Source organism: Taibaiella lutea (genome assembly GCF_008629695.1).
Taxonomy (GTDB): Bacteria; Bacteroidota; Bacteroidia; order Chitinophagales; family Chitinophagaceae; genus Taibaiella; species Taibaiella lutea.
In genome coordinates this window covers 788,715-801,669 of sequence record NZ_VWSH01000002.1, presented here as the reverse complement: position 1 = coordinate 801,669, position 12,955 = coordinate 788,715, and the positions used below count along the sequence as shown (strand labels likewise).

At 37.7% G+C, this 12,955-nt stretch carries 13 protein-coding genes; 6 read left to right on the top strand and 7 right to left on the bottom strand.

The genetic code is table 11. The annotated features are described in order from the left end of the window. Positions 1-23: 23 nt before the first annotated feature. The 4 genes from F0919_RS10595 to F0919_RS10580 form a co-directional block, all read right to left on the bottom strand. Positions 24-1,103: an Omp28-related outer membrane protein gene (locus F0919_RS10595; RefSeq protein ID WP_150032716.1), complete on the bottom strand. Its 1,080-nt coding sequence runs from the start codon at positions 1,101-1,103 to the stop codon at positions 24-26. Positions 1,104-1,248: 145 nt separating this feature from the next. Beyond that, positions 1,249-2,118, bottom strand: a complete 870-nt coding sequence (locus tag F0919_RS10590) for a helix-turn-helix domain-containing protein (protein ID WP_150032715.1) — start codon at positions 2,116-2,118, stop codon at positions 1,249-1,251. Between the two features lie 11 nt (positions 2,119-2,129). Beyond that, complete coding sequence (locus F0919_RS10585; RefSeq protein ID WP_150032714.1) at positions 2,130-2,546, bottom strand: nuclear transport factor 2 family protein; 417 nt, start codon at positions 2,544-2,546, stop codon at positions 2,130-2,132. 54 nt (positions 2,547-2,600) lie between these two features. Continuing rightward, positions 2,601-3,143: a carboxymuconolactone decarboxylase family protein gene (locus F0919_RS10580; RefSeq protein WP_150032713.1), complete on the bottom strand. Its 543-nt coding sequence runs from the start codon at positions 3,141-3,143 to the stop codon at positions 2,601-2,603. Between the two features lie 259 nt (positions 3,144-3,402). Here F0919_RS10580 and F0919_RS10575 point away from each other — a divergent pair, with 259 nt between their 5' ends. Continuing rightward, complete coding sequence (locus tag F0919_RS10575; RefSeq protein WP_150032712.1) at positions 3,403-3,627, top strand: hypothetical protein; 225 nt, start codon at positions 3,403-3,405, stop codon at positions 3,625-3,627. A 123-nt stretch (positions 3,628-3,750) separates the two neighbouring features. Here F0919_RS10575 and F0919_RS10570 read toward each other — a convergent pair whose 3' ends face one another. Then, positions 3,751-4,398: an NAD-dependent epimerase/dehydratase family protein gene (locus F0919_RS10570; protein ID WP_150032711.1), complete on the bottom strand. Its 648-nt coding sequence runs from the start codon at positions 4,396-4,398 to the stop codon at positions 3,751-3,753. Between the two features lie 153 nt (positions 4,399-4,551). Continuing rightward, positions 4,552-5,025, bottom strand: coding sequence for a lipocalin family protein (locus F0919_RS10565; protein WP_150032710.1), 474 nt, complete (start codon positions 5,023-5,025; stop codon positions 4,552-4,554). Between the two features lie 244 nt (positions 5,026-5,269). On the opposite strand from F0919_RS10565, the gene lpdA reads away from it, so the two are divergent. Together lpdA and F0919_RS10555 are read left to right on the top strand one after the other, a co-directional pair. After that, positions 5,270-6,676 (top strand): dihydrolipoyl dehydrogenase, encoded by a 1,407-nt coding sequence (lpdA, locus tag F0919_RS10560; RefSeq protein WP_150032709.1) that lies wholly within the window; start codon positions 5,270-5,272, stop codon positions 6,674-6,676. 245 nt (positions 6,677-6,921) lie between these two features. Then, positions 6,922-9,606, top strand: a complete 2,685-nt coding sequence (locus F0919_RS10555; protein ID WP_150032708.1) for a T9SS type A sorting domain-containing protein — start codon at positions 6,922-6,924, stop codon at positions 9,604-9,606. Positions 9,607-9,685: 79 nt separating this feature from the next. On the opposite strand, the gene F0919_RS10550 is transcribed toward F0919_RS10555, so the two are convergent. Then, positions 9,686-11,008 carry a citrate (Si)-synthase, eukaryotic gene (locus tag F0919_RS10550; RefSeq protein ID WP_150032707.1) on the bottom strand — a complete coding sequence of 441 codons (1,323 nt, stop codon included), beginning with the start codon at positions 11,006-11,008 and terminating at the stop codon, positions 9,686-9,688. A 190-nt stretch (positions 11,009-11,198) separates the two neighbouring features. On the opposite strand from F0919_RS10550, the gene F0919_RS10545 reads away from it, so the two are divergent. From F0919_RS10545 to F0919_RS10535, 3 genes are all read left to right on the top strand, one after another. Beyond that, positions 11,199-11,663 carry a GNAT family N-acetyltransferase gene (locus tag F0919_RS10545; protein WP_150032706.1) on the top strand — a complete coding sequence of 155 codons (465 nt, stop codon included), beginning with the start codon at positions 11,199-11,201 and terminating at the stop codon, positions 11,661-11,663. 73 nt (positions 11,664-11,736) lie between these two features. After that, positions 11,737-12,204, top strand: coding sequence for an OsmC family protein (locus F0919_RS10540; RefSeq protein WP_150032705.1), 468 nt, complete (start codon positions 11,737-11,739; stop codon positions 12,202-12,204). A gap of 54 nt (positions 12,205-12,258) precedes the next feature. Then, positions 12,259-12,819, top strand: coding sequence for a DUF1572 family protein (locus F0919_RS10535; RefSeq protein WP_150032704.1), 561 nt, complete (start codon positions 12,259-12,261; stop codon positions 12,817-12,819). Positions 12,820-12,955 lie beyond the last annotated feature (136 nt).

Below are 12,955 nucleotides of genomic sequence, written 5' to 3'. Positions count from 1 at the left end.
CCTTAATTCGGGCTTCTGAGTAGTTATTCATTTACTATTAGTTTCCGGCTAAAGCGGCTCTGGTTTTCGTCTGTAATAGTAACGTTGTATTGCCCTGCTTCAAAATTATATGAAGGAATAGCTATGGTGTTCTGTCCAATATATAAAGACTGAGTTACTTTATATACCTGCCGTCCCAATACATCGGTAACATTTATGTTTACCTGCATAGGACGTGTTAAATTCAGCTCTAAATAAGAAGCATTATTTGTCGGATTAGGATACAGCTTGACCTGACTTATGTTTGCCATTGCTTCGTTTAAACCTGTTACAGCTTTCTTGGCTTTTTCTGCATTTATATATTCATAGGTGCTGCCATTTTTTTTAAATAGAAGAATATACACTTCCAGATTTTCCTTGTTTGATACGGTATCAATATTCACCGTATAGGTTTTAGGAAATTCAGTGTTAGCAGTAATGGAGGATGAACCGATCTGCTCGCCCCAGGGAACAGGGTTTAATGCGGCACCGGTTGTAGCCATAGCGCCTTTCAATACATGATGGTGAATGGTATTAGCCAAATTGCTGGCCTGAGCTGCTACAATATTATCTTCGGCAAGGAATGCTGTCATATAGTATTCACCTGTTGCATCTTCCCAGAATTTTGCTTTGGCATTGACGGTCAGCACATTTCCATTAATGGTCATATTTGCAGCAGTACTGGCAACTACCGGTTTTGCATCGAAGGTAGCGGTTGCATTCATAATGTCTGCAATATCACCTGCATTGTTACCTGTGGTAGCCTGAGATTCGTAATTACCTACCATAAGTGTGGGAACACCTTGTAATCCGAAATTATCAAAAAGAGTGCCGGCTCCCAAAGCATTGATCCAGGCAGGAGAACTTGGCTCAAAGGATCCCTTTATTCCTATAAGATAGCCTTTGTCGCCATCCTGAAGCTTATTATCAACCGTATCGGCAACTGCTACACCAAACTGACCGCAAGGAGAGCACCAGGTGTCTGAAAAATCAAACACGACAACACGTTTTTTATTTTGAGGAGTTTGTGCAAAGACAGCTACTCCGGTCATTAAAAAAAGCACAGGAAGTAATAGACGTTTCATATAATTTCTGAATTTTAAATGTTAAGGTAAACATAATTTCAGTCTTTTTGTCGTCTCCTGATATTAAGAGAGCCTTTTCTACACAAAAATGTATATCAATCATTAAGCATTCTGAATGAATGGGTAAAAGGATTGTCTTGATATGTTACTTCTCTGCCACGGCAAAACCGACAGTATCACGATATAGTTGAGGAGACACATCTGCATTAACTTTAAAAAAACGGCTAAAATAAAATTCATCGTCATACCCTAATTCATAGGCAATTTCTTTTATTGTTTTTGAAGTAAGATATAATTCCCGTTTGGCTTCAATAATAATTCGTTCTGATATCAGTCCGGTCAATGTTTTGTTGAAATGTGTCTTTGTTATTCTGCCCAATGCTTTTGCAGAAATATTTAATAAACCAGCATAGTCTCCTGCCGAATGTTTTGTCTTGAAATTATTTTCAATGGCATCTTTCAGGTTTTGTAAAATAAAAGGCTGTTTACCATCGATAATACCAGCAGTTGTGTCCGGTTGTTGTTCTACTTTAATTCTTGACAAATGAATCAGGAGTATTTTTAACTGAGATACCAGGAGTTCATATTGTGCCAAAGCAACGTTCTGCGCTTCTTCTTTTAATTGTCCGGCAATGATATCAAATTGCTGTACCTGTAAATCATTGATTTCTAAAAGAGGCGGATGGTAAATATTATTAAACAGAACACCATTACATGCCACCTCATTCTGATGCCTGTGTATGCAGAAAAAATCGGGATGAAATTGTATGGCAAAGCCTTTAACGGTTTCTTTCGGAACAAACATAAAGGGTTGGTAAGGCGAAAAAGCAAAAACTGTATTCCTTTTCAGCTCATAATTTGTAAAATCAGCCTTCACAATGCCTTCGCCCTCTTTCACAAAAATTAAAGAATAATAATTGTTGCGCTGAATATGATCAAAATGCTCATTACTTTCAAAATCGAAGATCTTGAAGGCAAGGTTTCCATTTTGCGGGTTAATCAATGTGGTAACCATATCTGTTTTATTTAAAAGAGCGTGCGTTCATTTTCAGCAATAGTCAAGTCATTAATGCTTGCAAAACGTTTACGCATCAATCCGTTTTCATCAAACTCCCAAAGTTCGTTTCCGTAACTTCTAAACCATTGTCCTTCGTGATTGTGCCATTCATATTGAAAAGCCACCGCCATACGGTTTTCACGAAATCCCCATAATTCTTTCTTCAATCTGTAGTCTAATTCCTTCTCCCATTTTCTTTTTAAAAATGCTTTTACAGCCTCTCGCCCATTGATAAATTCAGTACGGTTTCTCCATTCGGTATCTATTGTATAAGCCTCACATATAATTTCGGGATTACGGGTGTTCCAGGCATTTTCTGCTAATTGTACTTTTTGCTGTGCTGTTTCCAATGTAAAGGGTGGAATCGGAAGTCTTTGCTGATTCATATTATAAATTTAGGGCAAAGCTATAAGTAATATCTACAGCTTTGCCTTTGGTTATTAATTTAAAGAACTTGCCAATGGAAAATCAATTGGAACCTGAGTAAGATTGTGAATATAATTCATGATTACTTTATCGGCAATGGCTGCGATTACATCTATAATACTTGCGTTTGAATAACCCGCCCCCAGAAAGTTATTCAATATTGTTTCACTTACCTTGCCTTTATTGATGGTTGCTTCTTTAGTAAATGTTACAAGTGCATTCAGCTTATTATCAAAAGATGCGGTTCCTTTTCTTATTTCAATAGTTTGTTCTTCAGTAAAACCATTCATCTTTCCTAATACAGTATGGGCAGACAGGCAATACGCACAATTGTTTACCTGGCTCACAACCAGATTAACAGCTTCTTTTTCTTTTTTGCTTAATGATGTTTTACTATTCTGAAAATTTAAATAACTTTCCAAAGCGGTATCGCTATAAGCAATTGTAGCATACAGATTAGGAACAAAGCCAATTGCTTTTTTTAAGTTGTCAAAAATCACCTGATTGTTTGCTGATACGTCCTCTCTCTGAGGAACTGTGAATTTTGTGTTTGTCATTTCTTTTAAGTTTTAATTGTTATTGACAATGCAAAATTGCAACTGTAACAGATGATAGAAAATGGAGCATTTACGTTTCTGGATGGACAATTTTCTACCCGGCCTTACTTTACGAACTTTTTGTTGAGCAAAAACTTTTAATAACCAAACTATAATATATTGCTAAATATAAAACAAGGGCATTGTGTTCTCATTTAACAAAATGAGTCTAAACTATTGGCGCTGCTATGTTGTAATAATAGCTCAAAAACAATTTATTATGCCTAATACAAAACATAGCCACCACGAAGAAGCGGCTAACCATCACGAAGCAGCAGCCAAGCATCACCGTAGCGCTCACAAGGCTCACATGGAAGACAATGATGACACGGCTGCAAGCCATGCACATGCTGCAACAGGACATGCCCAAAATGCAAAGACACATGCAAATGAGGCTTCTAAAAAACATGCTGAAAAGCACAGTTCAAAAGAGTCAAAAAAATAATTTTTGATTCGTTTTAAGTAAAGGATATCTCTTACCGGGATATCCTTTGCTTATTTCAAAGATTGAAATAAGTTCAGCTATTATGATAAATGAAGAATTGGTTTTTACTGATTTCAAATCGTATTATAACGCAGCTAAAGCTTTGATGTCCTCAATCTCCAGTATTTGTTTAGGATAATCCTTCCTCACGGTATTTATCATAGCTTGACCTACTTGCTTCATGGTTAATGAACGCTTCGGAAATAGTACAGGAAAAATTGCAATTAGGGGCTTGAAAAATGACTTTATATTTTTCTGCTCTTTAAAAGGCTTCATAAAACCCGGCCGAAAGTTATAGGCCTTCTTAAAAGGTAGTTTCATCAAAGCATTTTCTGTCCTGCCTTTTACACGCGCCCACATTATCCTTCCATTCTCTGTGCTATCTGTATGACTACCCGAAACGAAGCTGAAAACCATATCCGGATTCAGCGACGCAAGTTTAGCGGCAAATGCAATGGTGGTGTCATAAGTAATCAGCGTATATTTTTCCTCCTTCATGCCTACAGAGCTTATACCTGCACAATAAAAACAGGCATCATAACCTGTTAAGTCATCTTCATAACCATCCGGTCTCATAAAATCAGGAATCAATAACTCTTTTAGCTTGGGATGTTTAACAGGAGATGTCTTTCGGTTGACCATTAATATTTCTGTTACCATTTCATTTTCCAGGCATTCTATTAATACACCTTCTCCTACCATGCCTGTTGCACCCGTTATTATAACTTTCATAATGTTGTTATTATGTCAATGATGAATTCTTAAATTTAATTGCTCAGGAAAGTTATCAATTATTTTAAGAAAGAAGCTGTTACCTGAAATGTAAAACAGAAAAAGAGGAGCAAAGCCCCTCTTTTGTTTGTATCACCTAAATATAACGCATCTTTAATTGTTCATGTGAATTGTCTTTTCAAGTTTCGAAAGGTCGTATCCTTTATTTTTCACTCTTGAAAGAATCTCAGAATAGGTTTTGGCATCCAACTCAGCAGTACGGCTTAAAATCCACAAATAATTTCTGTTGGGATGACCGACAACCGCATAACTATAATCTCTCGCCAGATCAATAATCCAATATTTACCGGCAAACGGCCAGAAAAATGTAACGGCTAATTTTGCATTGATACCCTTGTCCTGCACTTTTGCCACACCTTTCGAAATCTTTGTTTTCCCGTCTTTGTTACACGTGTTTATAACCTGCAGAGTTCCGTCATCATTCAGTCTGTATTCCGCAGTAGTACAACTACAGCCACTTTGAAAGGCCTGCGGAAAATGAGCTATATCATACCATTTACCCAAATAACGTTGAAGATCAACATGAGGAACAGTCTCTAACTCTGCAGTTTGTGTTTGTGTGTTCATAGAATTATCATTAATATTTAGCTTTAGGAATAGTTCAATTTTTCATTTATCGTTTAAACAATAACACCTTAGCAGTTAAATGGTTGAGGTATATTTTAATTTTAAGAAATTTTAATGAATTAGGGTTTTAGGCCATTGAGGCCTGCAGTTTGAATCAAGGCATCCGGAAACAGGATTTTATCATTTTATTGACTACATTTGCCCTGTTTTATAAATTTCGAAAAAACAATCAATTTATACTCTTATGGCATACGATGTGATCGTAATAGGCAGTGGCCCGGGCGGATATGTTGCCGCTATCCGTGCTTCACAATTAGGTTTCAAGACAGCTATCGTTGAAAAAGAAAGCCTTGGTGGAATCTGTCTTAACTGGGGATGTATCCCGACTAAAGCATTATTGAAATCTGCGCAGGTATTTGAATACATCAGCCATGCACAAGATTACGGTATTGAAGTAGGCGCTTCAAAAGTTGATTTTGAAAAAGTAATTAAGCGTAGCCGTGGCGTTGCTGATAAAATGAGCAAAGGAATTCAGTTCCTTATGAAGAAAAACAAGATTGATGTGCTGGTTGGTCATGGCAAAGTGAATGCAAAGAAAGAAGTAGAAGTAATGGGTGCTGATGGTAATGTTACTACACATCAGGCAAAGCACGTTGTGCTGGCTACAGGTGGCCGCAGTCGCGAATTGCCAACTTTACCTATCGACGGTAAAAAAATAATCGGTTACAGGGAAGCAATGGTATTGCCGCAACAGCCGAAATCTATGATTGTAGTGGGTAGCGGTGCTATTGGTGTTGAATTTGGTTATTTCTATCATACATTAGGCACTCAGGTAACAATCGTTGAATTCATGCCTCGTATTGTGCCTGTAGAAGATGAAGATATTTCTAAAGAACTGGAAAAATCATTCAAGAAAAAAGGCATTACGGTAATGACTAATGCTTCTGTTGAGAAAGTTGACACTTCCGGTGCGGGTGTGAAAGCTACTGTTAAAACAGCAACAGGCGATATCGTTTTGGAAGCAGATGTTTTATTAAGCGCAGTAGGTGTTGCAACCAATCTTGAAAATATTGGCATTGAAACATTGAACATTGCAACAGATAAAGGTAAAGTAACGGTTGACCATTACTACAAAACTAATGTAGAAGGTATTTATGCAATCGGCGATATCGTTCCGGGACAAGCATTGGCACACGTTGCTATGAAAGAAGCGGTTATCTGTATCGAAGCTATTGCACAAAAAGAAGGCAAGTACGGACATGTTCCTGAAGCATTGGATTATGGTAATGTACCGGGTTGTACTTATTGCACACCTGAAATTGCTTCTGTCGGCATGACTGAAAAACAGGCTAAAGATGCAGGCTACGAAGTGAAAGTGGGTAAATTCCCATTCTCTGCAAGTGGTAAAGCAAGCGCTGCAGGTGCAAGCGAAGGTTTCGTAAAGGTAGTTTTGGATGCTAAATACGGCGAATGGCTTGGTGCGCACTTAATCGGTGCAAACGTAACCGAAATCATTGCTGAAACTGTTACTGCACGTAAACTGGAAACTACTTACCATGAACAATTAGATACTATCTTCCCTCACCCTACTATGAGTGAAGCTGTGAAAGACGCTATCGAAGTAGCTTTAGGCGAAGCGATACATTTGTAATCTTTCAGATGTCAGATATTAGACTTTAGATATTAGATATCTTGTGTTGAAATTAATAGAAAATGCCGTTCCGATTGGAATGGCATTTTCTATTAATTTCAACGTTATCAAGAAAGAAACAACGTTTTCAAGACCATTATAGCGAAAATGTAGGCTTTGTACTACATTAGCAATAATAATATAAGTACATTTAGAATGTTAAATTTAAAGATACAATCCTCATATTCAATAAAGAGACTTTCAACATGAAAAAAAATTTCGCAAAAGGAATCTTTCTTTTTTTATCGGTACTTTTCATGGCTCCTAAGGGATTTGCCCAATTAACCGGAACAATAAACATTGGTACAGGGCAAACATACACAACCCTCACAGGAACAGGAGGACTGTTTGATGCAATAAATACAGGTATGGTTACAGGAAATCTTACAGCACAGATCGCCTCTGATATTACCGAACCGGGCACAGTTACTCTAAATAAATGGGTTGAAAGTGGCATCGGGAATTATCAGGTCAGAATTGTTCCTGATGGGACAACTGAAAGAGTACTTTCAGGAAGCGGCGTAAATATGATTAACCTTTCCAACGTAAGAAACGTCGTAATCGATGGTAGCTTCTCCGGAGCTGGCAAATTCCTGCGTTTTACAAGTACCAATAAACAAGCCAATACATTAGCTTTTCTGAATGATTGCAAAAGTGACACTGTTATGAATTGCTATTTTGAAGGAGTTGATACAACTATTAATAAAAGTGTCATTTTGATCGGTGCCACCAATATTGCGGGAGGAACAGGAAATGATTCTATAGCAATACTGAACAACATCATCAAAGACAATACCACAGGCTATCCAAAGAATCTGGTAAGATCAGTCGGAACCACTACTGCCACCAATGATAATTGCATTATCTCCGGTAATGAATTTATTAACTGGAGCAATGAAGCAATGGGCCTGGCCGCCGGTACTGGCGACAATTGGAAGATATTGAACAATGCTTTTTATCAAAGTACGACAGCAAATATCCTTACAAGCATTTATGGGGTTCGGGCGATAGTAGGAAACGGTCACATTATTTCAGGAAATAATATTGGAGGGCAGGCTCCGGATAGAAGTGGCGGTCCAATGCAGGTGGCATCTGCAGACCACCTTAATAACTTTATGATAACAGGAATTGCCTTATCCGGTTCTGGAACTGCGACAAGTCCTATATCGATTAGCCAAAACAGGATTTCAAATATAATAGGTCATTCTGTCTATGGCATAAACCTACAAACTTCAAATGCTACTGTAGATAGTAATTTCATCAACAATCTTACTGTTGTAACTGCTAGTGGTTTCGAATCTATAAATCTGGCAGCCATTAATATGAATTCTTCTAATGCCGCCATCACCAATAACACTATTAGAAAAATAAGACAAGCAAATGCCACTGTTACTGCTCCTCCGACATTTGGAGCAATAATTGTATCCGGTAGTTGTCAATTTAACATTGACCATAATGTAATAGATAGCATTAGTTCGGTGTATGCAGTACAGAATCCTAATTTTTCCGACAGTTGTGTACCGATAGCAATATCCGTTAAGTTATCGGGAGCTGCAACCACAAATAAAATTTCAAACAATAAAATAAGCAATATTATAAATGCGTATTATTTTGCAGTGACAGGAATAAACTACATCAGCACCAATACAGCAACTACTAATATCTTCAATAATAACATTGATTATATTTACAACCTATACAATAGTAATAATCAGCCTCCAAATCCCAATATCAATAACCTTATCGGTATTAAGGAAGGAGGCGGAGGTAATGATACAGTTTATAACAATACTATTAATTTGGGTGCAATATCTGGCCCGACAGCAAATATATATGGTATAAAGAAAACAGGCAGTGGAATGCATGCTTATTATAACAATACAGTAAATATAACTGGCTCTGCTGTTTCTGCTTTTGTTTATGCTGGTACGTCTGCAGCTTTTTCTGGCGGAAATGCCATATTAAGGAACAATATATTTAACAACAAAAGAGTTGGAAGCTTCTTCGCGCCGCCGTCCTTCAAAAGCTTTGCCATTATAGGGGGTGGGAGTACAAGTGATTACAACTTACTATTTACAGCAGATAGTATTGTTGCTCTTTCGGGAAACACATACTATACATTTACATCGTGGAAAGCAAGTACCAGTAAAGACGCTCATTCTATAAATGCTCCGGTTACATTTGTTTCGGCTACGGACTTGCATATCGATGGCAACCATGTAAATGCCTGGAATGTATATGGACGTGGTATTGCCATACCAACGATTAGTACAGATATAGATGGCGATAGCAGAAGTACGATTGTTGGCACACCTGTAACGATTGGCGCCGATGAAATTCCTATACCAACTTCCACTCCTTTAGCAATAGATTTAGAAACAATCACAGCTAAAAATGTAGGTAACAAAAACAGAATTGACTGGGCAACTGCCAAAGAAACCAAAGCAGATTACTTCGAATTGGAAAGCAGTACAGACGCACGCAACTTTAAAAAGATTGCAAAAATAAATGCTAATGGACAGCCATCTGCTTACACTTATTGGGATGAAAAAGCAGTATTGGGCATGAATTACTACAGGCTAAAAATGATGACAGAAAATGGTTCATTTATCTATAGCAAAACTGTGTCCGCTGAAGTAAAATCATTATCAGACTTTGCAATTCATGTTTATCCTAATCCTGCTCAAGATAAAGTTGCCCTGAAAATTGATGGAACTATCCAAAATAATGCAATAGTTACAATAATGGATGTCGCCGGTAAACTGTCACAAACTATAGAAGTAACTAAAAATGAAATGGAAATAGATGTGAAGAATCTTGCAGCGGGTATTTATTTTATTAAATATACTGATGAGCAACAAAGCCAGACAATTAAAATTACCAAGCAATAGTTTCGACTGTTTAATTTATTTAAAAGAAGAGGCTGCCCTTTTCGGACAGCCTCTTTATCGTTTATATTTATCAAATGATTTAATCTTCTTCTACTGCTTCACCTACAACCAATTTCTTCAGATATTCTGTAGTAACTGATTTTGGACGCTCTAATGGTAAACCTAAAGCTCTGTCCCAACAAAGGCTTGCCAATACACCTAATGCACGGCTTACACCGAACAATACAGTGTAGAAATCTTCTTCTACCAAACCATAATGTTTCAACAATGCACCACTATGCGCATCCACATTCGGCCACGGATTTTTGATTTTACCTGTTTCTCCTAAAATACCCGGAGCAACATCATAGATATTCCAAACGGTTTGAACCAATGGATCATCAGGACAATGGGTTTTACCGAACTCCATTTGAGCTGTAAAGCGGGGATCCGTTTTGCGTAATACTGCATGACCATAACCCGGAACAACTTTACCTTCAGACAAAGTTTTTCTGATATAATCAGCAATCTGCTCTTTGCTTGGAGCTTCTGTTTCCAGTTCACGTTGCATTTCTTCAATCCAGCGAATTACTTCCTGGTTTGCCAGACCATGCAAAGGACCTGCCAAACCATTCATACCTGCTGCAAGAGCCAGATAAGGATCGCTCAATGCAGAACCAACAAGGTGTGTAGTATGTGCAGAAACGTTTCCACCTTCATGGTCAGCATGGATAGTCATGTAAAGACGCATCAAAGCCCAGAAACCTTTATCCTCAATACCTAACATGTGTGCAAAGTTTCCTGCCCAATCCAACATACCATTAGGATGGATATGGTCGCCGTTTTTATATTTACGGCGATAGATATATGCTGCAACACGTGGTAAACGTGCAATAAGGTTCATTGTATCTTCATAAATGAAATCCCAATGATCTTTTTTGTTGATACCTTTTTCGTATTCTTTTGCAAAAATAGATTCACGTTGTAATGCCATGATGCCGATGCTGAATTGCGTCATCGGGTGTGTATTTACAGGCAATGATTCAATAACATCAAATACATAGTTAGGAACATGCGAACGGCGCGCCCAAACTGCTGTCAAATGGTCAACATCTTCTTTTGTAGGCAACTCACCTATTAACATCAGGTGAAATAAACCTTCTGGCAAAGGTTCTGTTCCGCCTTCGGCTTTTGGCAATTTTTCTCTTAATTCCGGAATGGAATAGCCACGAAAACGGATACCTTCATTTGAATCCAGCAAAGAAGTTTCGGTAATTAATCCGGTCATACCGCGCATTCCCTGATAAACCTGTGCAATAGTAATTTCTCCTATTTTATAATCTCCGTGCTCTGCAATCATTTTTTTAATGTCTGCATTCAAAGCCGTTGATTTTTCCTTAAACAGGTCCTTTATGTAACCCATAATATAAAAAAAAATTTTGAGTAAGTAAAATAATGAACGAGGACAAAGATAACGATTTGCATTGAACCACAGGGGCTACGGATTTATTTATTTCGGTTATTTTCCTATTATTTATTGGTAATTGTCAGTAACTAAATTTTGATTTAATCTTCTTTTTTTATAAATGCAGGAACAATTTTAAATTTGTGGTATGACACACCAGAATGACATCATTTTCCCTGATTACCGATATGAGGGGTATCTTTTTTCCACCAATAAAGAAAAAGTACAACCTGAAGTTGTTCATCAGTTTTTAGACAAAGAAAGTTACTGGGCAAAAGGCGTTCCTTATGAAACAGTAAAACGTGCAATTCAATATTCCTTGTCTATTGGCATTTATGATGAAAACGGTAACCAGGTTGGATTTGGCAGGATGATAACAGACCGCGCCACGTTTGCTTACCTTGCAGATATTTTTGTAATAAAGGCACACAGAGGCAAAGGGCTTTCCAAGGAAATGATGAAAGGCTTCTGCAAAATGGCTGATGAATTTCAATTACGGAGGTTTTTACTGACTACACAAGATGCTCACGATTTATATCGTCAATCGGGCTTTGAAATGTTTCCATGGCTGGAAAGGTTGATGAGCAGGCCCGGCGTGGTTTACAAACAATAGTCAGAAAATTCCAAATCTCAAATTCCAAAAATCAAACTTCAGGATCCAATTCATAATTTTAAATTTCTCTTCCATGAATAAGCAGCATCATTACACCACTCAGATAACGTGGACAGGCAATAAGGGGACAGGCACTTCAGGCTATACAGCATACGAAAGAAGTCATACTATTCAATCCGGGGATAAAATTGTAATAGAGGCTTCTTCTGACGCGCCTTTCAGGGGTGATGTTTCAAAGTATAATCCGGAGGATTTATTTTTATCTTCCATTGCCTCTTGCCACATGCTATGGTATTTACACTTATGTACAGACAATGGCGTAATTGTAAAAAGCTACACAGATAATCCAAATGGCATCATGCAAACGTTTGCAAATGGCAGCGGTAATTTTTCGGAAATAACATTACATCCGGTTGTGGAAGTTACAGAAGCAGCGATGGTAGAAACTGCGATAGACCTGCATCACAGCGCGCATCAAATGTGTTTTCTGGCTAATTCCGTAAATTTTGAAATATTCATTGAGCCTACAGTAAAAATATAAATTTCCCCAAAGGCAAATTCCAAATGTAATAAGAAACTTAAAATCAAAAATCCAATGAACGCAGCAGATAATTTTTCAGAAATAAGCCGCAAGATGTTTCAATACTACAAAGGCCTCGCGGACAAGTCTATGGCAACTTTGAGCGAAGATGAAGTTCATCTGACACCAAATGAAGAAAGTAATAGTATAGCTATTATCGTGAAACACATGTCAGGTAATATGCTTTCCCGTTTCACAGATTTTCTTACCACTGACGGAGAAAAGGAATGGCGCAATCGCGACACTGAATTTGAAGATACCTACAATTCCAAACAGGAAATGCTCGAAGCCTGGGAAAAAGGCTGGGCCTGCCTTTTCAATGCATTAGATAGTGTGAATGCAGAAGGCATGCTGAACATTGTATATATCCGTAACGAAGGGCATACAGTACTGGAAGCTATTACAAGACAAGTAGCACATTATGCCTATCATGTCGGACAAATTGTTTATCTCGCAAAAATGATCCGTAACAAGGAATGGCAAACTTTATCCATAGCCCGCGGCGGTTCTTCTGCTTTTAATCAGGGAAAATTTAGCCAGGATAAAGACAGGACTTTTTTTACGGATAAAATGTGAGAATTCAGGGTTGAAATCCCAAATTGCAAATTCCAGGTAACAAAAATTAAAGGTGAAAATTCAACTACTGATTGTAAAATCAAAGAATCAGCACTTAACATAAATGACAAAGCCGAAGATGATTTCTTCGGCTTGT

What these genes read in the sequence shown, in the direction of transcription:
- F0919_RS10555 (WP_150032708.1), top strand. Translation starts at nt 6,922, where the DNA reads ATGAAAAAAAATTTCGCAAAAGGAATCTTTCTTTTTTTATCGGTACTT.
- F0919_RS10565 (WP_150032710.1), bottom strand. Translation starts at nt 5,025, where the DNA reads ATGAACACACAAACACAAACTGCAGAGTTAGAGACTGTTCCTCATGTT.
- F0919_RS10535 (WP_150032704.1), top strand. Translation starts at nt 12,259, where the DNA reads ATGAACGCAGCAGATAATTTTTCAGAAATAAGCCGCAAGATGTTTCAA.
- F0919_RS10545 (WP_150032706.1), top strand. Translation starts at nt 11,199, where the DNA reads ATGACACACCAGAATGACATCATTTTCCCTGATTACCGATATGAGGGG.
- F0919_RS10550 (WP_150032707.1), bottom strand. Translation starts at nt 11,008, where the DNA reads ATGGGTTACATAAAGGACCTGTTTAAGGAAAAATCAACGGCTTTGAAT.
- F0919_RS10580 (WP_150032713.1), bottom strand. Translation starts at nt 3,143, where the DNA reads ATGACAAACACAAAATTCACAGTTCCTCAGAGAGAGGACGTATCAGCA.
- F0919_RS10595 (WP_150032716.1), bottom strand. Translation starts at nt 1,103, where the DNA reads ATGAAACGTCTATTACTTCCTGTGCTTTTTTTAATGACCGGAGTAGCT.
- F0919_RS10585 (WP_150032714.1), bottom strand. Translation starts at nt 2,546, where the DNA reads ATGAATCAGCAAAGACTTCCGATTCCACCCTTTACATTGGAAACAGCA.
- lpdA (WP_150032709.1), top strand. Translation starts at nt 5,270, where the DNA reads ATGGCATACGATGTGATCGTAATAGGCAGTGGCCCGGGCGGATATGTT.
- F0919_RS10570 (WP_150032711.1), bottom strand. Translation starts at nt 4,398, where the DNA reads ATGAAAGTTATAATAACGGGTGCAACAGGCATGGTAGGAGAAGGTGTA.
- F0919_RS10540 (WP_150032705.1), top strand. Translation starts at nt 11,737, where the DNA reads ATGAATAAGCAGCATCATTACACCACTCAGATAACGTGGACAGGCAAT.
- F0919_RS10590 (WP_150032715.1), bottom strand. Translation starts at nt 2,118, where the DNA reads ATGGTTACCACATTGATTAACCCGCAAAATGGAAACCTTGCCTTCAAG.
- F0919_RS10575 (WP_150032712.1), top strand. Translation starts at nt 3,403, where the DNA reads ATGCCTAATACAAAACATAGCCACCACGAAGAAGCGGCTAACCATCAC.